At 43.5% G+C, this 24,201-nt stretch carries 22 protein-coding genes; 19 read left to right on the top strand and 3 right to left on the bottom strand.

The genetic code is table 11. The annotated features are described in order from the left end of the window. Window positions 1–181 precede the first annotated feature (181 nt). The 11 genes from VSQ32_10550 to VSQ32_10500 all read left to right on the top strand — a co-directional run bounded on the left by VSQ32_10550 (window position 182) and on the right by VSQ32_10500 (window position 10,591). Window positions 182–958 (top strand): energy-coupling factor ABC transporter permease, encoded by a 777-nt coding sequence (locus VSQ32_10550; GenBank protein MEH2943286.1) that lies wholly within the window; start codon window positions 182–184, stop codon window positions 956–958. A gap of 2 nt (window positions 959–960) precedes the next feature. Beyond that, window positions 961–1,278, top strand: coding sequence for an energy-coupling factor ABC transporter substrate-binding protein (locus VSQ32_10545; protein MEH2943285.1), 318 nt, complete (start codon window positions 961–963; stop codon window positions 1,276–1,278). Between the two features lie 78 nt (window positions 1,279–1,356). Then, window positions 1,357–2,205: an Mrp/NBP35 family ATP-binding protein gene (locus VSQ32_10540; protein ID MEH2943284.1), complete on the top strand. Its 849-nt coding sequence runs from the start codon at window positions 1,357–1,359 to the stop codon at window positions 2,203–2,205. A 331-nt stretch (window positions 2,206–2,536) separates the two neighbouring features. Next, complete coding sequence (locus VSQ32_10535; protein ID MEH2943283.1) at window positions 2,537–2,698, top strand: hypothetical protein; 162 nt, start codon at window positions 2,537–2,539, stop codon at window positions 2,696–2,698. 186 nt (window positions 2,699–2,884) lie between these two features. Beyond that, complete coding sequence (locus VSQ32_10530; protein ID MEH2943282.1) at window positions 2,885–3,985, top strand: ATPase, T2SS/T4P/T4SS family; 1,101 nt, start codon at window positions 2,885–2,887, stop codon at window positions 3,983–3,985. Beyond that, a complete protein-coding gene (locus tag VSQ32_10525; GenBank protein MEH2943281.1) occupies window positions 3,982–5,505 on the top strand; it encodes a hypothetical protein in 1,524 nt (507 codons plus the stop codon). Before VSQ32_10530 ends, VSQ32_10525 begins: the two co-directional genes overlap by 4 nt. Window positions 5,506–5,521: 16 nt before the next feature. Continuing rightward, on the top strand, window positions 5,522–5,857 hold the full coding sequence (locus VSQ32_10520) for a hypothetical protein (GenBank protein ID MEH2943280.1): 336 nt from the start codon (window positions 5,522–5,524) through the stop codon (window positions 5,855–5,857). 143 nt (window positions 5,858–6,000) lie between these two features. Beyond that, a complete protein-coding gene (locus tag VSQ32_10515; GenBank protein ID MEH2943279.1) occupies window positions 6,001–6,144 on the top strand; it encodes a hypothetical protein in 144 nt (47 codons plus the stop codon). A 12-nt stretch (window positions 6,145–6,156) separates the two neighbouring features. Beyond that, window positions 6,157–6,633, top strand: a complete 477-nt coding sequence (locus VSQ32_10510) for a hypothetical protein (protein MEH2943278.1) — start codon at window positions 6,157–6,159, stop codon at window positions 6,631–6,633. After that, window positions 6,630–7,220, top strand: coding sequence for an InlB B-repeat-containing protein (locus VSQ32_10505; protein MEH2943277.1), 591 nt, complete (start codon window positions 6,630–6,632; stop codon window positions 7,218–7,220). Before VSQ32_10510 ends, VSQ32_10505 begins: the two co-directional genes overlap by 4 nt. Window positions 7,221–7,240: 20 nt before the next feature. After that, window positions 7,241–10,591, top strand: a complete 3,351-nt coding sequence (locus tag VSQ32_10500; GenBank protein ID MEH2943276.1) for an InlB B-repeat-containing protein — start codon at window positions 7,241–7,243, stop codon at window positions 10,589–10,591. A 133-nt stretch (window positions 10,592–10,724) separates the two neighbouring features. On the opposite strand, the gene VSQ32_10495 is transcribed toward VSQ32_10500, so the two are convergent. Further along, window positions 10,725–11,744, bottom strand: coding sequence for an ABC transporter substrate-binding protein (locus tag VSQ32_10495; protein MEH2943275.1), 1,020 nt, complete (start codon window positions 11,742–11,744; stop codon window positions 10,725–10,727). 180 nt (window positions 11,745–11,924) lie between these two features. Between VSQ32_10495 and VSQ32_10490 the strand changes: the two genes are divergently transcribed. Beyond that, complete coding sequence (locus VSQ32_10490; protein MEH2943274.1) at window positions 11,925–12,647, top strand: phosphatase; 723 nt, start codon at window positions 11,925–11,927, stop codon at window positions 12,645–12,647. Window positions 12,648–12,759: 112 nt separating this feature from the next. Further along, window positions 12,760–13,074 (top strand): YerC/YecD family TrpR-related protein, encoded by a 315-nt coding sequence (locus VSQ32_10485; GenBank protein MEH2943273.1) that lies wholly within the window; start codon window positions 12,760–12,762, stop codon window positions 13,072–13,074. Between the two features lie 137 nt (window positions 13,075–13,211). Here the strand turns inward: VSQ32_10485 and VSQ32_10480 are convergent, their stop codons facing one another. Then, the gene (locus VSQ32_10480) at window positions 13,212–13,847 is read right to left on the bottom strand and encodes a DUF1836 domain-containing protein (GenBank protein MEH2943272.1); all 636 of its coding nucleotides are present in this window, start codon (window positions 13,845–13,847) and stop codon (window positions 13,212–13,214) included. Window positions 13,848–13,994: 147 nt separating this feature from the next. Here VSQ32_10480 and pcrA point away from each other — a divergent pair, with 147 nt between their 5' ends. From pcrA to VSQ32_10450, 6 genes are all read left to right on the top strand, one after another. Next, window positions 13,995–16,241, top strand: coding sequence for a DNA helicase PcrA (gene pcrA, locus VSQ32_10475; protein MEH2943271.1), 2,247 nt, complete (start codon window positions 13,995–13,997; stop codon window positions 16,239–16,241). Between the two features lie 102 nt (window positions 16,242–16,343). Beyond that, window positions 16,344–16,598 (top strand): hypothetical protein, encoded by a 255-nt coding sequence (locus VSQ32_10470; GenBank protein ID MEH2943270.1) that lies wholly within the window; start codon window positions 16,344–16,346, stop codon window positions 16,596–16,598. Window positions 16,599–17,147: 549 nt separating this feature from the next. Next, window positions 17,148–18,866, top strand: a complete 1,719-nt coding sequence (gene rlmD, locus VSQ32_10465; protein MEH2943269.1) for a 23S rRNA (uracil(1939)-C(5))-methyltransferase RlmD — start codon at window positions 17,148–17,150, stop codon at window positions 18,864–18,866. Window positions 18,867–18,942: 76 nt separating this feature from the next. Further along, window positions 18,943–20,976, top strand: coding sequence for a PHP domain-containing protein (locus tag VSQ32_10460; GenBank protein MEH2943268.1), 2,034 nt, complete (start codon window positions 18,943–18,945; stop codon window positions 20,974–20,976). After that, window positions 20,957–21,256: a hypothetical protein gene (locus VSQ32_10455; GenBank protein ID MEH2943267.1), complete on the top strand. Its 300-nt coding sequence runs from the start codon at window positions 20,957–20,959 to the stop codon at window positions 21,254–21,256. Before VSQ32_10460 ends, VSQ32_10455 begins: the two co-directional genes overlap by 20 nt. 398 nt (window positions 21,257–21,654) lie before the next feature. Then, complete coding sequence (locus tag VSQ32_10450; GenBank protein MEH2943266.1) at window positions 21,655–22,431, top strand: AAA family ATPase; 777 nt, start codon at window positions 21,655–21,657, stop codon at window positions 22,429–22,431. Between the two features lie 120 nt (window positions 22,432–22,551). On the opposite strand, the gene VSQ32_10445 is transcribed toward VSQ32_10450, so the two are convergent. Then, window positions 22,552–23,886, bottom strand: coding sequence for an IS110 family transposase (locus VSQ32_10445; protein ID MEH2943265.1), 1,335 nt, complete (start codon window positions 23,884–23,886; stop codon window positions 22,552–22,554). Window positions 23,887–24,201 lie beyond the last annotated feature (315 nt).

The following is a 24,201-nucleotide window of genomic DNA, read 5'->3' as shown; positions in this document are numbered from 1 at the left end:
TTTGCTGTACGAAATGCAGGAAATGCGGTATTTTTTTATCTTACAGGAAATACTGTTCCACTGTGAAGCACTAAATCATATAGATTTCCTATAAGATAAAAATAGTATGCGCAGTTCGCAGAGATGAAGTTTATTGTTTCGCAGCTGCCTGTTTGTTATTCAGCAGAAAAGGAGAAGGAATATGACAGAGAAACAGAAGAAATTATTGATAATGCTCACTGCCTTTGCAGCGGGATTCGCAGTGGCGCCTGAAGTAAACGCCATGCATATCATGGAGGGATACCTGCCCATAGGATTCTGTATTGCCTGGGGGATTGTGTGCATACCTTTTCTGGCAGGAGGATTTTTTTCCATTCGGAACAAACTGAAAGAGAATCGGAAGAACATTACCATACTGGCCATGTCGGGGGCTTTTATTTTTGTAATATCTTCTCTGAAAATTCCTTCTGTTACCGGAAGCTGTTCCCATATGACCGGGACAGGTCTGGGAGCCATTTTATTCGGACCGGGTGCGGTGAGTATACTGGGCATTATCGTGCTGATTTTCCAGGCGGTTCTGCTTGCCCATGGCGGGCTGACCAGTCTGGGAGCCAATACCTTTTCCATGGCCATTGCGGGGCCTGTGCTGTCCTGGGGCGTTTACGGACTGTGCAGAAAGTGTAAGGTAAACCGCAGAGTCAGCGTATTTCTGGCGGCGGCGCTGGGGGATCTTTTTACCTATTGTGTGACCAGCTTCCAACTGGCCCTGGCGTATCCCTCCGAGCAGGGCGGTGTTCTGGCGTCTGCCGGAAAATTTCTGGGTGTTTTTGCTCCAACCCAGATTCCCCTTGCACTGATAGAAGGATTTCTCACCACGGTGATTATTATTACACTGGAAAATTATGCCCGGCCGGAACTGGAAAGTGTGGGATATCTGGAGAAAGGAACTTCCGGGAGAAAAAAGGTACAGGAGGGATAAAAATGAAAAAGACAGATAAAAAGATTATGATACTTCTTCTGGCGGCGGCAGTTTTGCTGGTAGTAATACCGTTACTGGCTTTAAAGGGAGCGGAGTTTGGCGGTTCGGATGATGCGGGAAGCCAGGTAGTGGAAGGGATTCAGGAGGATTATGAGCCCTGGTTTACGCCTGTACTGGAAACATTGATTGGCGGAGAACTGCCGGGAGAAGTGGAAAGCCTGCTGTTCTGCGTTCAGACAGGAATTGGCGTTGGAATTATTGCATTTTGTATGGGACGCCTGGTGGAACGGAAGAAATGGAAAGACCGTATGCAGGCATAATATTGGGCATGAAATTTAATAAATCTGACAGCATTTTAATCAAAATGAAAAGAAATTTATGTTACAGGAGGAATCAGAATGGCAGAGAATAAGGAATGCAGCAGTGCATCGAGTTGTTCAAGAGAAAGTTGCGAAGGATGTCCCAGTCAGAACGGAGGTACGCCTCAGAGTTTTCTGGAGGAACTGAATCCCTTTTCCAGTGTGAAAAAAGTAATTGGCGTTGTAAGCGGCAAAGGAGGTGTGGGAAAATCTTTTGTTACCGCATCTCTGGCGGCAGCAATGAGAAAACAGGGATATGAAGTGGGAATTTTAGACGCGGATATTACCGGGCCTTCCATTCCGAAAATGTTTGGAGTTCACGGGCCGGCAGAAGGAAATGATATGGGTCTGTTTCCCATACCTGCCCAGGACGGTACGAAAATCATGTCTCTGAATCTGCTGGTGGATGATGAGGAGTCTCCCGTAGTCTGGCGCGGGCCGGTGATTGCATCTACCGTAAAACAGTTCTGGCATGATGTGTACTGGGGAGATTTGGATTACCTGTTTGTGGACATGCCTCCAGGAACCGGGGATGTCCCCCTGACCGTGTTCCAGTCTCTTCCGGTGGACGGGATTGTAATTGTAACGTCTCCGCAGGAACTGGTGCAGCTTATTGTGAAAAAGGCAATCAATATGGCGGGAATGATGGATATTCCGGTACTTGGCATTGTGGAAAACTACAGTTTTCTGAAATGCCCGGACTGCGGAACGGAAATAAAAATATTCGGAGAGAGCCATCTGGAAGAAGCGGCAGCGGAACTTGATTTGCCGGTTTTGGGCAGAATGCCTCTGGAGCCGGAGTATGCAAGACTGGCAGATGAAGGAAATTTCCATAAAATAGAGAATCCTTACCTGGAAGAAGCAGTGAAAAAAGTAGAAAATTTATAAAGCCTTTTGACATGCAAAAAGCCTTGTGGAAAGCGGATTTCCTTTCCCAGGGCTTTTTTTCGGCAGAAAAATTTTGTTAATAGTGCCTAATTGCAATTTCCGGAATCAGGAGTTACAATACCATCACAGAAGCAATTCTGGTTACAACTTATTACTTTATTATCTTACCGCCGGTAATTTCTTTGCCGGCACATCACAATCTTTTATTTTCTGCATAGGAATGACAGACAGTTGTTCTTAATCAATTGGCATTTTATTTCGCCGATTACCAATGCATGAAATGTACAGCAAAATCGTGGATTATTCTGTCCGCAGAAAGGAGGGAATAAGTATGAAAGTAATCTTCGAGGAATACAGCGGCATTATTGTTACAGCAGTTGCCATTGTTGCTCTGATTGCAATAGTGGGATTTTTGCTGGCAGCCGAAGGGCCGGTGCATACTGCTTTTGCAAAAATGATCAGTGAATTATTTGCAAAAACAGGTATGTCCTGAATCCCATCGTGTGCCTGAATGTTTTGCCGAAAGGTCAGACTGAACTTCTTCGGCTGAGACGGGACTGCTGCAAAATAATGGATTGTCACAATATATTACGGACCTGCGGCTATACGCCAGGTATATCATACGGAATCTTCATATTTTGCAGCAGGTTCTGTTCCATAATAACAGATTGGAGGAATAATGAAATATAGCTGGGAATTAACAGAGGCAGAATTTGGTCCTTTTTATCCCTATATTCAGGATAAAAATGTGACAGATATTGATTATAACGGGAAAACACTGTGGATTGCCGATTTGAAAAAGGGAAGGTACCGGGCTGAAGCAGAGGTAACAGAAGAATTTGTGGAACGATTTACCCACCGGATTGCCAATCGGGTGAACAAGCCCTTTAACAGAGCCAGTAATGTACTGGAAGCAGAGACAAATGAACTTCGAATCAGCATTGTGCATGAGTCAGCGGCAGTGTCAGGCCGAAGTATCTGTATACGCAAATCTCTGCCCAAAGTGCGGCATACCGTAGAAAGTATGCTGGAAAGCGGCTACTGTTCCATAGAGGTTTTAAGCCTTTTAATCAATTGTGTGAAAGCGAAAATGAATTTTGCTTTCTGCGGAGAGCCGGGAGTGGGAAAGACAGAATGCGCCAAATTCTTTTCCCGTTTTATTCCGGAAAATCAGAGGGCAATTACCATTGAGGATAATCTGGAAATGCATTTTCATGAAATCAACCCGGAAAACGATTGTGTGGAACTGCAGGTAAGTAAAGAACTGAGCTATACGGATGCGATTAAGCTCTGTCTCAGACAGAATCCGAAATGGATTATTCTGTCTGAAGCCAGGTCCACAGAGGTGCAGTATCTGTTAGAGCAGTGGTCTACCGGAGTGTACGGGTTTACCACTCTGCACCTGGATGATCTGCGTAATCTGCCGGATCGGATTATGAATATGATTGGACGCTCCAGAGATGCGGACCGGCTGGAAAATTATATTTATGAGTTTATCAGCGTGGGCGTACTGCTCAGGCAGTATGAAAACGAATATGGGATGCTGGAGCGGTATATTGACCAGATGTGTTTTTACGACCGCCTGAATGGCCGGAACGCCATTTATATGCTGGTGGAAGACGGAAAACTGATTTCCAAAAATATTCCGGGGGATATATTAAAACGGATGATGCGGGCCGGAATATCAGAACCTTTTCAATGTCCGGAAACATGTCCTTACGAACCTCTGGATGTGGAACTGGTAAGAACTGCCAGGAAGGCAGAAGGGAAGGAAGTATGAAACAGAATCTGAAAAAGAAGAAAAATTATTTCCGCAGGACGGGATTCTCTTATCTGTTCCATCCTGCAGATTTGCAGAAACAGATTGACAGTTATGGCTATCATTTTTCCATGGGGAGGTATGTGCTGTTTGTTCTGACTGCTGCGGCAGGAATTACAGGGTGCGGTATGCTGTTTTCTCTGCGCTGGTATTTTGTGGTGGTGACCGGGCTGGTATGTGTCGGAATCCTGCCGTTTCTGATTCTGGACGGATATAAACAGAGGTACGAGCATAAACGTTTTCTGGATGTGTCGGACTATATGGAGCAGATTCTGTATTCCTTCCGTGCGAATCAGAAGATTATCAGTGCCCTGAAAGATACCTGGGCCCTGTTCGGGAGCGGGCGGATGCATATGGTAATTGGCCAGGCTGTGGATTATATTGAGCAGGGAAAGTATCAGCGGGAGCTGTACCGTGAGGCCTTTGCGCTGATTGAACAGGAGTATCCTGCCAGCCGCCTGCCGGCCATTCATGAGTATCTGCGGATGGTGGAAAGCAACGGCGGCTCCTGTAGCGAGGGAATAGACCTGCTGCTGCAGGATAAGGCAGTATGGGCGGACAATGTTCTTCTGCTGCAGGAGGATAAAAGGGCAGCCCGTACCAGAGTCATTTTTTCTCTGGCAGTGACCATGATACTGGCTGTTATTTTTCACAGTGTGTATCGTTCCATGCCGGAACAGTATGCCATTGTGGAGCATCCGGTTACTCAAATCAGCACGACCATTTATCTGCTGCTGAATATTCTGATATTCCGGAGAGCCAGCAGGGAAATTGCCGGAAGCTGGATGGTGCAGGACAATCCGGAAGAGGAAGAAAAATGGTTCCGGTATTATCATATGGTGATGGAATTTGATGAAAAAACGGAGCGAAAAAAGAGCCTGATTCTGGGCGGCGGTTTTTTTACCGTCAGTTTTGTTATCTGGCTGTCAGGGCATTCCGCCGGGGCATTGCTGGCTGCGGCAGCAGGAGGGATTCTGGCCAACCAGCATAAAATGGGTTATCGGCTGGCATACGACCGGGTAGTAAAGGAAATTAATCGTGTATTTCCGGCATGGCTTATGGAAATGGCATTGCTGATGCAGGGAAATAATGTACAGGTCTCCATAGAAAAGACCATAGAACATGCTCCGGCAGTTTTGAGAGAAGAGCTGCAGATATTGTCGGATAATCTGAAAAGAAAGCCGGATTCCATGGAACCTTATCTGAATTTCCTGACAAAATTTCAGCTTTCTTCGGTGCAGTCTTCCATGAAAATGCTCTATGCGATTTCAGAGTCAGGAAGCGGGGATGCGCAGGCCCAGATACGGATTCTGGTACAGCGCAACAGCAAAATGCTGGACAAGGCGGAAAAATTTACCAATGAGAAAAATCTTGCGGGAATCAATGGCGTTTTTTATCTTCCTCAGGTTACCGTATCTTTTCATACCATCGTCAATATGGTGGTATTTATGATAGTGTTTCTGGGACAGATGCAGCTTTGAGCGAAAGGAGGAGAAGATGGGGCAGGTATTGAAAACGTATCTGGGGCTGTTTTTTCTGATGCTGATGGGGCTTGTGGGAATCGGCGTGGTGGCAGCGGGAATGGAGGCAGCGGCAGCCAGAAGTTATCATGCTGATGTAATCAGTGAAATTGAGTGCAGTAACTTTAATCCCGGTGTGATTGCGGCCTGTCAGAGTCAGGCAGTCAGCAGAGGTTATGAACTGACAGTTGCAGATTTGGTGTATGATACGGAGCAGAGGCAGCAGATGGCAGAAGTGATACTTTCTTTTGATTATGCCATCCCTGTGTTAAATCTGGTATCTGATCATGAAATACGGGGATTTGCAAGATAGGAGGCAGTATGAAAGTAATTTTGGAAGAATTCGGAGGTTCCATTGTCTATGCGATTGCCGGAGGCGGTTTTGTGGGAATTTTCTGTTATATATTAACGATGGTTGTGTGATACGATAAAGTGAAAGGAAGCGGAGGAACTGATATGAGAGAAATCATAGACGAATATGCAGGAATACTGCTGGGCGGAACGGCGGCTGTGGTAATAGCGGGAATGGCGGCAGAATTTGTACTGGGCGGAGCAGGTTTATACGAGATGCTTCTGTCTTTTTCCCGGAGTATTTGTTAAGAAGGAGCTGAAATGAAAGAAAGTTACAGAATCATGGCAGGAATATTGCTGGCCGGACTGATATTTGCGGCATTATATTCGGTTCTGTCTGCCCTGTCATTTTCGGACAGGCTGGGAGAACATATGGATGTTCCGGAAGAACGTTATGAGGATTATGCAGATTCCGGAGAAATAAAGAAAATCTGCAGCCGCAAATCTCCTGAAATCATCCGCCGAACCTCCAAAATCTGGAAACCAGGGGAGGAAATCCAAATTGCCCAGGTGTTTGAGGGAAGGGATGCAGAGGGAATACAGACGGAGATTAAAGTGCTGGATATTCAGGATGAACACGGAAACGACAGAATGGATTGTTATGACAGGGCAGCACATAAAATGGTATTTTCTGAGCGGGGCATGTATCTGCTGGAACTTAAGACCACAGACGGGCAGAGAAAATCTGCGGTCAGGAAATTTGTACTGCTGACAGACTACAGGCAGGGAGGAATATGAAACAGACGGTATATGGCCTGGCACTGGCCGTTCTGGCAATGCTGGTTTTGGCAATTACACTGGCAGTCAGCGGAAAGCATGTGCGGGAAAATGAAATGGAAACATCACTGAATACGGCTATTGAACAGGCCCTGGAACAACTGCAGAATGAAGAAGAGAATGGCCCGGAATCACCGCAGGAGCTGGTTGCCCGGTTTAATCAGCTTCTGCTTCTGCAGGTGGAATCGGATTCCGAGCTGCAGGTGGAGATTCTGAGTGCGGATGCAAAGCGGGGAGTTCTGGATGTGAGAATTACAGAGACATATCGGAATATTCTGGGGAATGAGAAGAAAGCTGTCTGCCGGAAATCTGTGATTCTGGAAGAATATTCCGAAAAGAGGGCGTACCATACCGTGACATTTCTGTCAGAGGGGGAAGTGTATGACAGGTATTCTCTGTATGAAGGCGGCACAGTTGTTCTGCCGGAAGCACCCAAAAAGGATGGTAAGACATTTCGCTGCTGGGTGAAACAGGGAGAGAGCCAGGAATGGGATCCGGCCCATGCAGCAGTAGAAGAAAATCTGATACTGGACGCTGTATTTGAATAAAAATAAAGGAGGTAACGGGATTGAGAATTGCCTGTATACTGTTGTCATTTGTGCTGATGACAGGGAATCTGAAATCTGCGGAAATGACAGAGGCATATCCGAACTGCGGACAAAGGCAGCAGGAAAATATGGAAGAAAAATCTGAGAAGGAGCCGGATGCAGAACGGGCGGAAAAAAGCCAGGAACCGCAATCAGAACTGACGGAAGAAAAATGGGAATTGAAGACAGAAAAAACAGAGGTCAGCTCGGAATCAGAGACAGAACGGACAGAAGAAAAACAGAATCCGGAAGGGAAAGAGAAAATGCCGGATTTATCAGAAAAGGAAGTGATTTCGGCTGAACGGTATAATACAAAGGAAGAATATTATGCAGAGCAGCAGGACTACAGGAAGAAAGAAGGCCATTTCTATATATTTCTGAGAAAAGAAGGCGATAAAGTGGAAAAGGGAAGATGGTACAGGATTAATATGGGTGTGAAATCCCTTTCTTCCTATAAGAGTCAGAATATTTCCTGGAGTCTGCGGTATCTGAAAAATCAGAAAGGGGATATTTCCAATATTGACAATTGGGAATGGACCACCGATACTGTGATAAAGCTGCATGATCCATTTTCCTTTGATGTTGAATCGGGAAAGAAATGGGAAAAAACCGCGCAGAACGGCGCAGGCGCTTCTCCCATTCTTGGTTCAGCAGGTGTTCCCGCCCACAACAATGGATATTATTTTAAACTTTGCGGAAAATTCCTGTATGGCTACCGGGGATATCAGATTCGGTTTGATAACAGCATTTATGAGGATCTGGAGGGGTTTGACATTGAAGAGGAAAATAAGCGGATACAGAAACCGGATGATAAGCTGAAAGAAGGAGAGGCGTCCTGGACGGGAGACGGATATTTTAAATTTGCCATAGATACCAATAATACAGGAATCACCAACTATGGAGCTTCCGGGGAATACCATAATTCTGTGTTTGGTTTTAAGATGGTTCCGAATAAATATACGGTGAGATATCACGCCAATGGAGGAAGCGGAACCATGGAAGACCAGTCCGCAGTCTATGATAAGCCGTTTACCCTGAAAAGCAATCAGTTCAGCCGTCCTGGCTATACCTTTTTGGGATGGGGGATGCAGACATTTGGGAGGTATTATCAAAGCGGACAGAGCGTGAAAAATCTTACGGAAATACAAAATGGAGTGGTCACCCTATATGCCCAATGGATGCCGAATATATACACGGTTACTCTTGACAGGCGTCTTGATACTCCGGAGACTCCAGGAACGGGGAATGTTTATGAAAAATATGAACATGGCTGGTATCTGAACCCGGAGTGTACCAGTATTCTGAAAGAAGGAGAGCAGACGGGAAGCATTGAAATTCCACGAAAAACAGGATATGTGTTTCAGGGATACGATAATGCTCCTGTCGGCGGCACTCAGATGATTGCGGCAGACGGCAAACTGACAGCGGCCGGAATTGCAGATTACCGGCAACTGGGTGACGCTATATGGTATGCGCGATATAATTTTCTGATTTCCTGCGAAGATTACGCGGACGTCCCCTGTGATTTTGAAAAAACAGCAGGAGATGCCAGAGAATACACAGGTGTGCTGCTGTCCTGGGATAAGGAACGGGGACAGGTAACGGCAAAGACCGGACAGCCAGATGTGACGGTATCTCTTATCGGCCTGCCTGCCGGAACAAAAATCGGGCAGTTTCAGTCTGAGGCCGGAGGCAGTTCTGCTTCCGCTTTTGCCGGAGTATCGCAGACAGCCGGATTATCCATGGTGCCGCAGGAAGGGGCTGCATATCAGCTTCAGGTGACCGCACAGGGAACGATACAGTTTCAACGGGCGGTATATTTCAAAAACGGGCGTTTTCGTACCCTTGTAAAACTGGGAGATAAAGAGAAAAAAGAAGCGGCCCAGGGGAAAGAAATTGCCGGGACTGCCTGGGGAACAGAGGATACCTCTTATCCCCTGTATCAGTATACAGGCTGTTCCAACCTTAAAAACATACAGGGGCCGGGCGTTGTATACCGCTATTTCCGATATCGGGATATCAATATGGCCTACAGCGGCAACGGAGCTACTTCCGGAACCAATATGATAGAATATGGAATTTCCATGGAGAATCTTTACCAGTTCCGGAAAAATGAATTTGCCAGGGAAGAAAATCAGAGGAAATATACACAGGATGGGAAGCCTTATGACTGCCGGGTAAAATACTGTTTTGAGGGATGGAATCTGTCTCAGAACAAATTATATCAGGAACATCATCAGGACGTTGCAGCACATATTTACAAAGAAGCAGAAGGGGTGCATGGTGTTTCGGACAGGACTCTGGAACCGGCTGCAACGTATCAGCCTGTGGATTCAGTTCTGGCACCGGGAAATAAGCAGGCGGTTTTTCCATCCCTGTATCTTAATTTTCTGGCAAAATGGAATGCGTTTCCCACGATTGTGGTAACACCGGGCAGCAGTCTGGAATTCTATGAGGGGGAAGATGTCACAAAAGAGGATTTGACGGCCTGTCTGACTGCCCATGACGAAGAAGACAATTGCAGGGAAAATCATCCGGATTATCCGGATTTGAATGATAAAATCAGAATTGTAAAAATTACGTATCCCAAATCAGAAAACGGAAGCCAGGAGGCTTATGAGAAAGTATACGATGAGGACGTTCCGGAAGACTTTCTGCTGGATACCTATTATCTGAAACTGGAGCAGGATGAAACCATTACGGTACGCATAAAATTTGCGGTTACCGACAGTAACGGGTATACTACGGAGGAAGAATTTCCGGTGAAAGTAAAATATAACAATTATCCGGAAATTCACAGCGAAGAAATTTTTTATTATCTGAAAGAAGAGGCGAATCGCGGAGAGATTACAGCGGATATCCTTGTGGAGCGCGCTTCGGCAGAAGATGTGGAAGACGGGAATCTGACCGGGAAACTGCAGTTGAAGGATTTTGATTCGCAGATTCTGAAAATGCAGACAGAAGCCAGAGCAGAGTTTGATATTATTTATGAGGTGACGGATGCTTATCGGAAAACTACATACAGGACGGTGAAACTCAGGGTAATGGATGAGGATGCCCTGGTGGCAGAACTGCCCAGGTACTATGTCCGTTATATTTCAGATAAATATCTGGATACCCTGGAGAAGAATTCAGCCTGGAGAGAGCCGGAACATTATGCATATCTGCAGCGTATTCTCAGCAATGAAACACCTGTGGAAGTCTGGAAATTCACTCACGAAGATATACAGGATGCGCAGGAATGGATAACAGGAGATGGAAGCTGGAAATTTGGACAGAAGGCAAATCAGGAATTTCAGGTCCGATTTTCACGCTGCAGGCTGTCAGGCTGATTTTCGGACAATGTGAACTGACAGGCAACGACAGAAACGGAGGCGAAAACCCGGCGTATTTTTAATTTTATCATACAGGAAGACACTTTCACGCTTATGGTGACGGGGTCTTTCCTGTATGATATGTTACATATTATTTTGCAGCTTTTTCTGCAAAGGAGGAATCAATTAAATCTTTGTAAGCAGGGCGGTCAGTCAGTTCTCCCGATTCAGAGAGAATATCCAGGAGCAGATTGTAAGCGGATTCTTCAAAAATCAGATTTTCTTTCCAGGTTTCCTGTTCATGGTATCTGGAAATGATGGTAGTAAGCGTATCCATATCTGTTTCTTTGAACTGGGGAGAGATTACCTCTGCAATTTCTTCCGGTGTATGGGAAAGGGTGTATTCCAGCCCCTTTTGCAGAGCGTTGGTAAATTTCTGTATCACGTCGGGGTGTTTTTCCATATAGCTGGATTTTGCACTGAAAGCAGTGTAGGGGACATAACCGGAATCTACGCCGAGGGAAGCGACCACATAGCCGGCTCCTTCTTTTTCCAGTGCAGTAGCTCCCGGCTCAAATTCAACGGAGAAATCTCCTTTTCCGCCGGAAAATGCCGCTGCAGTGGAGCCGAAATCAATACTCTGGTCAATGGACAAATCATTCGCAGGGTCTATGTTGTTCTGCCTTAAAATGTATTCAAATACCATTTCCGGCATACCGCCTTTTCTTCCGCCAAGTACTTCTGTTCCACGCAGGTCATCCCAGGTGAAATCCGGGAGTTCCTCACGGGCCACCAGGAAGTTGCCGGCGCGCTGAGTAAGCTGGGCAAAATTAACAACATAGTCGTCAGAACCTTCGTTGCGGGTGTAGACTGTGGTTTCCGGTCCCATAAATCCAATGTCAGCTTCGCCGGAGAGAACGGCAGTCATGGTTTTATCGGCGCCGAAACCCGTAACCAGTTCCAGATTAATGCCTTCTTCTTTAAAATAGCCCTCCTCGATGGCGACATACATGGGAGCATAGAAGATGGAATGAGCCACTTCATTTAAGGTTACGTCGGTCACAGTGTTTTTGCTGTCTGCCTTTTTTGGATTTCCGCATCCTGCAAAGGCCATCAGAGCCCCGGTAAGGCATAAAGCCAGTGCCATAAAGCGTGATAAATTTTTTTTCATAATTTCCTCCATAATTATATGCAGTTTTCTTTTTTATAAAATATGTGAAAAGGAAAAAAGTGTGTGCAAAGTCTTTGAATCCGGTGATATCTCTGCTTTGGCCTGCTTGCAATTTTCTGATAAAACAGCTAGAATAGTAGCAGAAACAAAAGCAGACAGGAGCTGGAAAAGAGGAATGATATGTTGGATAAAGTAGATTTGCATACCCATACGATTATGAGCGGACATGCTTATAATACAAGAAATGAAATGATAAGGGCGGCGGAAGAAAAAGGACTTGAAATCTATGCAGTGACAGAACATGCGCCTGCCATGCCCGGAAGCTGTCATAACATGTATTTTATGAATTTCCGGGTACTGCCCAGAAAACATGGGAATATGACGGTGCTGTATGGGGCGGAACTGAATATTCTGGATTATCAGGGGCATGTGGATTTGCCGGAACATATATTGAAGGGCATGGATCTGACGCTGGCCAGCCTCCACACACCCTGTTATGTGTCAGGTACCAGGGAGGAAAATACAGATGCATATATCGGAGCCATGAAAAATCCTTATGTCAATATTATTGCCCATCCGGATGACGAGCGTTATCCTGTTGATTATGAAAGGCTGGTTCAGGGAGCAAAGAAATACCATGTTCTTCTGGAAGTGAACAATGCCTCTCTGTCTCCCGGAAGTTTTCGGGGTGATCCGGTGGAACGATATCAGGAAATGCTGGGCCTGTGTGCGGAATATGAGGTGCCGGTAGTGATGGATTCAGATGCCCATGTGGATGTACAGGTGGGAGAACATGGGTATGCCAGAAAGATGCTGGATATGGTAAAATTTCCGGAAGAACTGGTGGTGAATTTTCACAGCGAACTTCTGAAAGGGTATCTTAACAGAGTATATACAGAATAAAAGAAAACATGAAAATATGTGTTTACTTCATGACTTTAGTATGTTAAAATCACTACAGGATTATTTATAAGATATGATTATAAAAGAAGTAATACATAAAGGAGAAGGGTATATGAGCAAAAAATTAAGGACAGAAGCCGTAGACCATTTATTTGAAGCAATATTAAGTCTGGAAAATAAAGAGGAGTGTTATACATTTTTTGAAGATGTATGTACGGTAAATGAACTGCTGTCTTTATCCCAGCGTTTTGAAGTTGCAAGAATGCTTCGGGCTCAGAAAACATATCTGGATATTGCCGAAAAAACAGGGGCTTCCACAGCGACCATCAGCAGAGTAAATCGTTCTCTGAATTATGGGAATGACGGGTATGATATGGTGTTTGCCAGGACAGGTATGGGAACAGAAGAAAAGGAATCCGGAGCGTGACAGAGCGTAAGAATCTGCGGAAAAATGGAATGAGGGTGCTGCAAATGAGAAATGCCGCAACAGGCAGCTGTGATATTATCCACATGTATTCCTGCATATGGAAATACTTTCTTATTTTGCCGCATCCTCACGGTAAATCAGTTATTCTCAGGAGCTTTGGAATGTTTTCCGGCGGGTTTCTCGTGTTTCACACTCTTTGCGTCGATTAATTTTTCAATTAATTGCTTTTTGATATAGACGTCAAAGCTCAGCATACAGATAAAAGCAAAATGCTGCAGAGATTCTTTTTCCTCCGGGGAAGTGTCAGAAAACGTCTGCTGGCTGGTGTGGTATTTTTTGGTAATGTCTTTCTGCAGGTTCCGTATTTCAGCTTCTTCCAGGCGGAACACCTCAGAATAGATGTCTTCCAGATTCGGCTGTGAATCTGAGGCAAAATAGCGTTCGGTGACAGGATTCAGTATGGCCTGTATATCGCCGATACTCAGAATATTTTTAAAATAGTAAATAAATATCAGAGCAAGCAGATGTTCTTTGGAATATTTCTTTTTTACCGGGGGCGGAAGCAGGTTGTTCTTGGCATAGTTATTAATCATTGTTTTGGTAAGAACCTTGTCTTCCGGGCGGCGCTTGGATACGGAGAGCTGAGCGTCCATAAAGGTAGTGACCTGATCCATGTATAAATCTATGTTGGGAAGTTCTTCCGGCTTGATGTAATCAATACGTGCCAGACTTTCCAGGATACTGTTCAGTAAATCTTTTTCATCTATTGTCATTTGTTTCACCTCAAAGTACATTATATAGTATTAAAAACCAGATAACAAGTGTTTTGTGAGTTTTTCTGAAATATAGCCGGAAACAGGTTGAAATGTAGAAGAATATTTACTATAATAAACATACGTTTGAAGTTGAGAGGAAAGAATATGAGTATGTACGATAAGTTGAATCCCATGCAGCAGGAGGCTGTGCTGCACACAGAAGGGCCCCTGCTGATTCTGGCAGGAGCCGGTTCCGGAAAGACCAGAGTGCTGACCCACAGAGTTGCCCATCTGATTGGAGAACGGGGTGTGAATCCCTGGCATATTATGGCAATTACATTTACCAATAAAGCGGCGGGAGAGATGCGGGAACGTATTGATAAAATGGTGGGATTCGGCTCGGAGAGTGTATGGGTTTCCACCTTTCATTCCACCTGTGTGAGGATTTTAAGACGTTATATAGATCGTTTGGGGTATGATACGAATTTTACCATTTATGATGCGGATGATCAGAAAGTGCTGATGAAAGATATCTGTAAGCGGCTGCAGATAGACACGAAGATTTACAAAGAGAAGAATTTTCTGGGTGTAATTTCTTCGGCCAAAGATGAACTGATATCCCCGGAGGAATTTACCCTGCGTGCAGCAGGCGATTTCGTGAAAGAAAGGCAGGCAGCCGTGTACCGGGAATATCAGGCCGCCCTTCATAAGAATAACGCGCTGGATTTTGATGATCTGCTTGTAAAGGCTGTGGAGCTTTTCCGAAATGACAGGGAGGTGCTGGATTACTATCAGGAACGGTTTCATTATATTATGGTGGACGAGTACCAGGATACGAATACAGCACAGTTTCATCTGATAAAACTTCTTGCTGGAAAATATCAGAATCTTTGTGTGGTGGGGGATGATGATCAGTCTATTTATAAATTCCGCGGCGCCAATATCAAAAATATACTGAATTTTGAGGAGGTGTATCCGGAAGCAAAAGTGATTAAACTGGAGCAGAATTACCGTTCCACTCAGAATATTCTGAATGCGGCAAATGGTGTGATTGCCCATAATGTGGGCCGGAAATCCAAAAAGCTGTGGACAGATAATGATGAGGGGGAAAAGATTAATTTCAGTCAGTTTGAGACCGGGTATGAGGAGGCGGAATATATTGCGGGAGATATACAGAGAAAAGTACGGGAGGGAAACTGCAATTACGGAGAATGCGCCATTCTTTACCGCACCAACGCTCAGTCCCGCTTATTTGAAGAAAAATTTGTAGTGTCGAATATTCCCTACCGGATTGTGGGCGGCATTAATTTTTACGCAAGAAAAGAAATCAAGGATTTGCTTGCTTATCTGAAGACCATAGACAATGGGAAGGACGACCTGGCAGTCCGGCGGATTATCAATGTGCCAAAGCGTGGAATCGGAGCTACAACTCTGGGACGCGTACAGGTTTATGCGGAGGAACATAACCTGAGCTTTTACGATGCTCTGAGGCAGGCGGATGATATAACATCTCTTGGAAAAGCCGGAGCGAAAATAAAACCGTTTGTGAATCTGATTCAGACCATGCGGAGTAAGCTGGAATATCTGGGCGTTTCCGAACTTTTGCAGGAAATCATTGAGGAAACCGGATATGTGGCCGAGCTGGAGGCGGAGGATTCCGATGAAGCTCAGGCGCGTATTGAGAATATTGATGAATTAATCAGTAAGGCCGTGGCTTATGAGGTATCTGAGGAAACACCCACTCTGAGCGGATTTCTGGAAGAGGTAGCTTTGGTTGCGGATATTGATACACTGCAGGAAGGCAGTGATTATGTGGTTTTAATGACATTACATAGTGCAAAAGGACTGGAGTTTCCCAATGTATATCTTACCGGTATGGAAGATGGAATCTTTCCTGGTTATATGAGTATTGTATCGGATGACCCTTCTGAGATAGAAGAAGAACGGAGACTCTGTTATGTGGGAATTACCCGTGCCATGACAGATTTATCAATTACCTGTGCCAGACAGCGCATGATACGGGGAGAAACCCAGTATAATAAGGTATCGCGATTTGTGAAGGAGATTCCTGTCGGTCTGCTGGGGGGAATGGTAAGAAAAAAGGAAACGGATTCTTCCGCAGGAATACAGGAAAAATCCTTTCGCCAGGCGGCTTCCAGAGTAAATCCCGTGTTCAGTACCAGGAATAAATATCAGACAAACCCGTATCAGAGTACTTCATTTTCCAGCAGCAGCACAGGGAAAATCGTACTGGAGTATACCAGCGGGGATCGGGTAAAACATATGAAATTTGGGGAAGGTACGGTGACCGGTATTGTGGAGGGCGGCAGAGACTATGAAATAACGGTGGATTTTGACCGGGTGGGAACGAAAAAAATGTTTGCTTCTTTTGCAAAACTAAAAAAAGTATAAAATTTCAAAAAACTGGTATGCTAATGAGTAAATATGTGTTATACTTATACCAACAACTGGTTGGAAATCCAACCACAAAAAAGAGGAGAAGGAGCGGTAATCATGAATAGAGAAAAGATTGATGAACTGTTGAGCACAGTAAAACTGAATGAGCTGTTACACAGACAGGAAGAGGAAAAGAAGAAATCAAAGGTACTTTGGGTATGCGCCATTGCAGGAGCGGTTGTGGCAGTTGCAGCGATTGCTTATGGTATCTATCGTTTCTTCACACCGGATTATCTGGAAGATTTCGAAGATGATTTTGATGAAGATTTCGAAGATGATTTCTTTGATGATGAGGATGAAACAGAAGAATAAGAATCAGATGTCTGGACTCCCGCATGGAATGCGGGAGTCTTTTCATCTTACAGGAAATACCGTGCTACTGTGAAGTACTAAAATGTATAGATTTCCTATAAGATAAGGCCCTGCGGGCGGGATGCGTACTCGCACAGGAGGAAAATATTGCTTCGCAATTGTGCTTAAACGCGATACGTTCAGCATACTGCGTATGCTCTGACACACCGCAAATGGCGCAGCAAACCGTCCAGGTCTACGCTCCGCTTCGGTCCACGCTAAACGGACATCCACAGGATGTCCGGCGCCCCTTATGATTGAGGGATTCAGGGAGCCCCTGCGGACCTGTCCGCTTTTTTCTCTTACAGGAAATACCTTGTTACGCTAAAGCGTGAAAGTGTCTTCCTATAAGAGAAAAACAAAGATGCACACGCAAATGCAAAGGAAATATGTCGCCAGGGCGACACATTTGCGGCGCAGAATTTCGTAAAGCGAAATTCTTTTTTAAAGTATGGGAAATTCTGACGTATTTCCTGTATTTGGAGATTACACACAGAAATGAGGTAAGTTATGAAAAAAGGACAGATATATGATGGCCTGGTGGAAAAAGTGGTATTTCCCAATAAAGGAATTATCAGAGCAGAGGATGGGAGAATCGTTGTGGTGAAAAATGTAGTGCCAGGACAGAAAGTTTCTTTTTCCATTACTAAGGTGCGAAAAGGAAAAGGTGAGGGAAGACTGCTGGAGGTTCTGGAAAAATCCCCTATGGAACTGGAGCATGTGCCCTGCGAACATTTCGGAGCCTGCGGAGGCTGCACATTTTTGAATCTTGCTTATGAAACACAGCTGAAATTAAAGGAACAGCAGGTTCGGGAACTGCTGGAGCCGGTCTGTGCTCCTTATGAAAAAGCATATGCGATGAAACCGTTCGATGAACGATTCGAGGGAATTAGAAAAAGCCCAAGGCAATTGGAATATCGCAACAAAATGGAATTTTCTTTTGGAGACAGCTATAAAGACGGGCCATTGGAATTGGGTATGCATAAAAGAGGAAGTTTTCATGATATTGTAACCGCAGAAGGCTGTAAAATTGTAGACCAGGATTATTCTGATATTTTATCGGCAACGCTGTTCTGGTTCCGGAACTGTGAGAATCCCATGGAGGAAACAGGAGGGAAAAAAGGTATTCCATATTATCATAAAATGCGCCATACCGGATATCTCAGACATCTTCTGGTGCGAAAGGCAGAAAAAACAGGAGAAATTCTGATAGACCTGGTTACCACTACGCAAATGGGAGAAGCCGCAGAACAGAATGTATTAGAGGGATTTTGTTCTGAACTGCTCAATCTGAAACTGAAGGGCAGGATTGTGGGAATTCTGCATACCCATAATGACAGTCTGGCTGATGCGGTGATTAATCATGGAACCAGAATTCTGTCTGGCGTGGATTATTTTTATGAAGAACTGCTGGGGCTGCGTTTTCGGATTTCACCTTTTTCTTTTTTTCAGACAAATTCACTGGGAGCCGAGGTTCTGTATGAAACAGCCAGAGGGTATATTGCAGATGCCGGAACAGGCAAGGTGGTATACGATTTGTATAGCGGAACCGGGACGATTGCCCAGATTCTGGCTCCTGTGGCGAAAAAGGTAATTGGTGTGGAGATTGTGGAAGAAGCAGTGGAAGCGGCCAGGGAAAATGCAAAATTAAACGGGCTGGATAATTGTGAATTTCGGACAGGCGATGTGCTGAAGGTGCTGGATGAAATTGAAGAAAAACCGGATTTCATTGTACTGGACCCTCCGCGGGAAGGAATACATCCGAAGACACTGGAACGGATTATCCGTTATGGAGTAAAACAGATGGTATATATTTCATGTAAACCCACCAGCCTGACGAGAGATCTGGAAGTGCTTCAGGCGAGCGGGTATATGGCAGAGCGGATTTGCTGCGTGGACATGTTCCCCGCCACCGCTAATATTGAGACGGTATGTTTATTGTCCAAACTTCATGCAGACCAACATATCGAGGTGGAGCTTCAGATGGACGAGCTTGATTTGACAGCTGCGGAGAGCAAAGCCACTTATGAGGAAATCAAGGATTATGTACTGAAGCATACGGGATTGAAAGTCAGCAACTTGTATATTGCACAGGTAAAGCAGAAATGCGGCATTATTGAGAGGGCAAATTATAACCTGCCGAAATCGGAAAATTCCAGACAGCCGAAATGCCCGCCAGAGAAAGAAGCTGCTATAAGGGAGGCGTTGGAACATTTTCGTATGATTTGATGGTAGTTTAGAACTGGTAGGATACTTCTTGTAATGATTAAAATGTAATTTGATGAGGGAGGTACTGGTAAAGATTATGAAAAAGTTTGATTTGCACATCCATACGTTGTCGACTATAAGTGATGTTTCATTTACATTTAGTATGGAAATGTTGGAACAATATGTAAAAGAGAGGAAAATAGATGCCATTGCTATTACTAATCATAATATGTTTGATTTAGCACAATATAGAGAAATAGCTTTAAAGTTGTCCGATACCATTGTTTTTCCAGGAATAGAAATAAATATCGGAAATAATGCAGGGCATTTGCTTGTTATAGCAAAACAAGATGATGTAGAAGAATTTAGTCATAAATGTGAATGTGTTCAAAAAGAAATACAGTCTGAAAAAGATAGCATAACAGTGGAACAATTGAAAAGATTTTTTGGTAAGTTGGATAGGTTTTTGTTGATTCCTCACTATGATAAAAAGCCAAGTATAGATAAAAAAATCTTAGCTGAATTGAAAGATAATATTATTTGCGGGGAAGTTAATAGTATTAAGAAATTTATTTATTGCCAAAAGGATAACCCGTCATTAACACCTGTTTATTTCAGTGACTTTAGGGCAAAAGAAAATGTAGATGTATTTCCAATTAGACAGACTTTTTTTGATGTAGATGAAATTACTTTAGAAGCAATTAAAAAGTGTCTGACTGATAAGAAAAAAGTTACTTTATCTGAATCAGAAGGTCACAAGAAATTTTATGCTCTTCCAGAATTGGAGTTGTCAACAGGATTAAATGTTATTATCGGTGAAAGGTCGTCTGGAAAAACTCACACATTGAATCAGATATATAAATATTTTGACAATATCAAATATATTAGACAATTTGAACTTTTGGAAACAGACCCAGAAAAAGCTGCAAAGGATTTTACGGATAAAATTGCAATTAAACAGAGTGGAATAACAAAAGAATATTTTGAGTTTTTTATAAGAGTTGTAGATGATGTAAAGGATATTTCATTAGAAAAAGATGAAAAACATATAGAAAATTATTTGGCTTCATTGCAAAAACATGCTTCGGAAACAGAAAGAGCGGATATGTTCTCCAAATGTAAATTTTATGCTGAGAATGAGTTTGAAATAAATGATTTGGAGAGTTTAAAGAAATTAATAGAATCGGTTGATGTTCTATTAAGCACTACACAGTATAAAGAGATTGTAGAGAAAAGTGTAAAACGTGAAAACTTAATTGCTTTGCATAATGATTTAATTAACGAATATGTAAAAGAGCAACAAGTGGTATTAAAAAAGCTATGGGTGAATGATATAATCGGCAATATAAAACAGAGATTGCAATCAAAAACTGCAGCAACTCGTGTAACAGATGTAAATTTTTATACAGTACAAATGAATCGTACGAAAATCAAGAAATTTGAAGATATCGTAAAAGGTTTAAAGGAAGAACGGCAGATATATTGTAAGAACTTAGAAGGCTTTAATATAGAAGTAAGAACTAAGCCGTATTCTGGAGCAAGTAGCCTTAAAAATCATAGTAAAAGGAAAATTGCTTTTTCTGATGCTTTTAGTTGCTATGAAGACCCTTATATGTTTTTACAAAAATTAAAAGAGATAGAGATGTTGGAAGATACAGCATATTATGAATATTTTGTAGATGTTGAATATAGAATATTGAATCAGTTTGGCTTTGAGGTGTCAGGCGGTGAAAGAGCTGAATTTAATTTATTGCAAGAAGTGAATGATGCTTATCAATATGATATTCTGATGGTAGACGAACCAGAATCATCTTTTGACAATATATTTCTACGAAATAGAGTGAATCATATGTTGAGAGAAATATCACAAGAGATGCCAGTTATAATTGTAACCCATAATAGCACAGTGGGTGCATCTATCAAACCCGATTTTCTTGTCCATACAAAAAGATTTATTAAGAACAATAAGGATATTTCATATGAAATATATTATGGACATCCGACTAACAGAAACTTGAAAAACAACAAAGGAAAACAAATCAAAAATTTACAGGCTACTCTTGATTGTTTGGAGGCGGGAGAGAGTGCTTACATGGAAAGAGGAAAAGAATATGAAATGCTTAGAGATTAAAAATGGCAAAGGATATTTTCTGAATGCAGATGGCGAGATGGTTGAACTAGATAAAATGAAAAAAGATGATTTGTTATATTTATTAGATATAGCAACAAATATAGATGAATCTTTCGAGATGGATAATATTGAAACATGTAAACTTGATAATCAAGCACATAAAGTGATATATGAGAATCTATATGATAAATTTCAAGAGTTACTCCAAAATAGAACAAGATTTTATGACGAAAGCATTGCTTTGTATAAAGATGCTTTACAAAAATATAAGCAGGAGTAATAGAAAGATAGTTTTAGAAGATGAAATTGATTCTTACAAGAAATTTTATACTATTATATTTTGAGGAATAGAATTAGTAAATGAGTGAGAATTTATCTGAAGCTATCATCAAGTGTTTGTAAATAAATGACTAAAGAAGAATTTTATTACATAGCCTTGTGGGATTGAAAAAACAGCTTATACAGTAAGGCAAATATACGGACTGCGTTGACGAGTTGATATTTAAGGTAGTAAACGCAACGATTAAGAGAATGAAAATTGAATATGTCTAAGGCACATCACAGAGCCGCTTATTCTTATTGTTTTTTAAGAGTAAGCGGCTTTTTTGCGTTCTCTGGTACTCTTACATAGCCACCTTGACAAAGTGGCTAAATCTAAATGAAAGGAGGACGCACCCTATGTCAAATTGCAAAGTAATCGCTTTAACCAACCAGAAAGGCGGAGTTGGAAAGACCACCACGGCGGTCAATCTGGGCGTGGCTTTGGCACAGCAAGGCAAAAAAGTCCTGCTTATTGATGCCGACGCACAGGCAAATTTAACCATGTCGCTTGGTTACAGCCGCCCCGACGACTTGCCCGACACGCTCTCCACCATCATGCAGGACATCATTGACGATAAACCCGTCGATGTATCCAGAAGCATCCTGCACCATGACGAGGGCGTTGACCTGCTCCCGTCCAACATTGAACTGTCGGGGCTGGAAGTAAGGCTCATTAACGCCATAAGCCGTGAAAGCGTATTGAAAACCTGCATCAATGGGGTAAAGAAGAACTATGATACTGTCCTTATTGACTGTATGCCGAGCTTGGGGATGCTGACAATCAATGCTCTTGCGGCGGCTGACAGCGTGGTTATCCCGACACAGCCACATTATCTTTCTGCAAAGGGTTTAGAGCTGTTGCTTCGCTCCGTGTCTAAGGTCAAACGGCAAATCAATCCCCATCTGCGGATTGACGGTATCTTAATGACAATGGTAATGCCACGCACGAACATCTCAAAAGAGATTATGGCAACGGTAAAGAGTGCCTATGGGCAGAGAATTAAAGTTTTTGATGCCCAGATACCCCATTCCATCCGTGCGGTAGAAGCCACCGCAGAGGGAAAGAGCATTTTTGCCTACGACAAAGGCGGCAAGGTAGCCGCAGCTTATGAGCAGTTCGGAAAGTCCAGCTAAGAAATGTCAATAGGTAAAGTGAAAAATGTTAAAAAAGTTTTTTTCAAGCAGTTGATGTAAAAAAGGGTAACTTTAATAAGCCCACCCATGTGGAAATCTTTAAAATTCATGATAAACCTGTTAGGCTGCGTTCTGTATCTTGTCGGGATGCGCTGCCAGATACCGCTCACAGTGTTCCTGAGGAGTGATGATCTCAAATGGTTTATTATCCCGGAGCATGGCAAAAATGATATTGCAGATTTTATGCATGACAGCCCCGACAGCCACGTTTTTCTTCTTGCTTTTGCATTTGTCGGTATAATAGCCGTGGATAACTGGATTTACTGGTGTTTTTGTCCCTTTATCCACCTTAAGATTATTGATAGCCACCATATGCAGGATACGCCTGGCAAGGCTAGAACCCCTCTTGGACATGTGGACTTTATCCCCATTGAACTTGCCGGATTGCTTCACGGCAGGATCCAAGCCGAAGTAAGCATAAAGCTTCTTTGGGGAAGAAAACAGGTCAAAGGAGCCCATTTCAGCGATCAGGACGGCTGCACTGAGAAAACCGACACCACGTAGGGACTGGAGAAGGAAGATACGGTCATAAACCGGCGTCCCTTCCAGCTTATCAACAGCCTTATGCAGGTCCTCAAGTATATTGTCCAGATGCTCCTGGTATTCCCGGTAGGTTTTGATATACAGCCGGATCCGGAGTGCACTGCTTTGAAGCGCACGTCCGAAAACAGCGGCGTCCTTTGCGGCAGCACGTATGGCATCATATTTGGAAACGGCATATTTTTCACCGAAACGTGCGGTTTTGCGTATGGTTTCCACAAGTATGTCTTTTGGGGCGGCAAGCATGTCTGCGGCAAAGGGGTAAGCTTCCAGAAGATTTAAGGAAGTTTGGGTAGTGACCGTGCTAAACACCTTCCGGTATGCGGGAAAGGACACTTTCAGTTCCGCCGTGAGCTTCAGGACGACAGCGGACTGCAGGTCTTTGAAGTAATAGTAGTCCCGTACCAGGTTGCGCAGGTCAATGACCTCATCATCTGGTATGATGGAAGTCTTAAGGGAAGCATCCAGGCCGACTTTGGCAGCTTTTTTTGAATCAAATTTATCATTATGCAGTTTCCTTACGTTCATATTTGTGCTATTCTTAGTGATGATAGGATTAATGACTGAGCAGTCAAACCCCTTATCACGAAGGAAGTACAGGAGCGGGATGTGGTAGATCCCGGTGGACTCAAGGAAGCAGCGGCTTTCGAGGGAATACATCTCTTGTGCTTCCTTTATTTTTGCGACAGCAAGCTCACGGGACTGCGGATCAGAATGAATGATCTTAAAAGGTTTCCCGGTGAGAATGCCATTGGGCAGCATGATGGACATCCAGGTGAAGTCTGCGCCGACATCAAGCCCGACTGAGAGATAAGGGATGCTTTCAAGCATCATAAGTACTTTTGGGTATTTCATGGTTTTATCCTTTCTGGCAGGCATCCATTTCCAGAGGGCGGATACACAACCTAGCGGTTTATACAGGTATAGCCTGGGGCTTCCCAACCAGCCAAAACATAAATCACCACCGAATGGACTGACAGACTTTCTAAGAGGTTTCACCAGCCGGAAGGCCGGTTCCCAAGGAGGTGTCGTCAATGATCCTGCCTCCAGTGATTATACCTCTATCTTTTGTCTGGTGCATTAAGGAAACCTCAGACATGGTAAATAATGTTACTTTATAACTTCTGATGGAGGGGGAACTCCTCCTTCCGTTATATCTATATAGATTTA

This window comes from Lachnospiraceae bacterium JLR.KK002 (genome assembly GCA_036941025.1).
Lineage (GTDB): Bacteria > Bacillota > Clostridia > Lachnospirales > Lachnospiraceae > Petralouisia.
This window is presented reverse-complemented; position numbering and strand designations above follow the sequence as displayed.

Excerpts from the sequence above, each read along its gene's own strand:
- VSQ32_10455 (MEH2943267.1), top strand. The coding sequence starts at position 20,957 with ATGAAATGCTTAGAGATTAAAAATGGCAAAGGATATTTTCTGAATGCA.
- VSQ32_10540 (MEH2943284.1), top strand. The coding sequence starts at position 1,357 with ATGGCAGAGAATAAGGAATGCAGCAGTGCATCGAGTTGTTCAAGAGAA.
- VSQ32_10535 (MEH2943283.1), top strand. The coding sequence starts at position 2,537 with ATGAAAGTAATCTTCGAGGAATACAGCGGCATTATTGTTACAGCAGTT.
- VSQ32_10515 (MEH2943279.1), top strand. The coding sequence starts at position 6,001 with ATGAGAGAAATCATAGACGAATATGCAGGAATACTGCTGGGCGGAACG.
- VSQ32_10495 (MEH2943275.1), bottom strand. The coding sequence starts at position 11,744 with ATGAAAAAAAATTTATCACGCTTTATGGCACTGGCTTTATGCCTTACC.
- VSQ32_10550 (MEH2943286.1), top strand. The coding sequence starts at position 182 with ATGACAGAGAAACAGAAGAAATTATTGATAATGCTCACTGCCTTTGCA.
- VSQ32_10530 (MEH2943282.1), top strand. The coding sequence starts at position 2,885 with ATGAAATATAGCTGGGAATTAACAGAGGCAGAATTTGGTCCTTTTTAT.
- VSQ32_10460 (MEH2943268.1), top strand. The coding sequence starts at position 18,943 with ATGAAAAAGTTTGATTTGCACATCCATACGTTGTCGACTATAAGTGAT.
- VSQ32_10490 (MEH2943274.1), top strand. The coding sequence starts at position 11,925 with ATGTTGGATAAAGTAGATTTGCATACCCATACGATTATGAGCGGACAT.
- VSQ32_10545 (MEH2943285.1), top strand. The coding sequence starts at position 961 with ATGAAAAAGACAGATAAAAAGATTATGATACTTCTTCTGGCGGCGGCA.
- VSQ32_10480 (MEH2943272.1), bottom strand. The coding sequence starts at position 13,847 with ATGACAATAGATGAAAAAGATTTACTGAACAGTATCCTGGAAAGTCTG.
- rlmD (MEH2943269.1), top strand. The coding sequence starts at position 17,148 with ATGAAAAAAGGACAGATATATGATGGCCTGGTGGAAAAAGTGGTATTT.
- VSQ32_10505 (MEH2943277.1), top strand. The coding sequence starts at position 6,630 with ATGAAACAGACGGTATATGGCCTGGCACTGGCCGTTCTGGCAATGCTG.
- VSQ32_10470 (MEH2943270.1), top strand. The coding sequence starts at position 16,344 with ATGAATAGAGAAAAGATTGATGAACTGTTGAGCACAGTAAAACTGAAT.
- VSQ32_10520 (MEH2943280.1), top strand. The coding sequence starts at position 5,522 with ATGGGGCAGGTATTGAAAACGTATCTGGGGCTGTTTTTTCTGATGCTG.
- VSQ32_10445 (MEH2943265.1), bottom strand. The coding sequence starts at position 23,886 with ATGAAATACCCAAAAGTACTTATGATGCTTGAAAGCATCCCTTATCTC.
- pcrA (MEH2943271.1), top strand. The coding sequence starts at position 13,995 with ATGAGTATGTACGATAAGTTGAATCCCATGCAGCAGGAGGCTGTGCTG.
- VSQ32_10510 (MEH2943278.1), top strand. The coding sequence starts at position 6,157 with ATGAAAGAAAGTTACAGAATCATGGCAGGAATATTGCTGGCCGGACTG.
- VSQ32_10485 (MEH2943273.1), top strand. The coding sequence starts at position 12,760 with ATGAGCAAAAAATTAAGGACAGAAGCCGTAGACCATTTATTTGAAGCA.
- VSQ32_10525 (MEH2943281.1), top strand. The coding sequence starts at position 3,982 with ATGAAACAGAATCTGAAAAAGAAGAAAAATTATTTCCGCAGGACGGGA.
- VSQ32_10450 (MEH2943266.1), top strand. The coding sequence starts at position 21,655 with ATGTCAAATTGCAAAGTAATCGCTTTAACCAACCAGAAAGGCGGAGTT.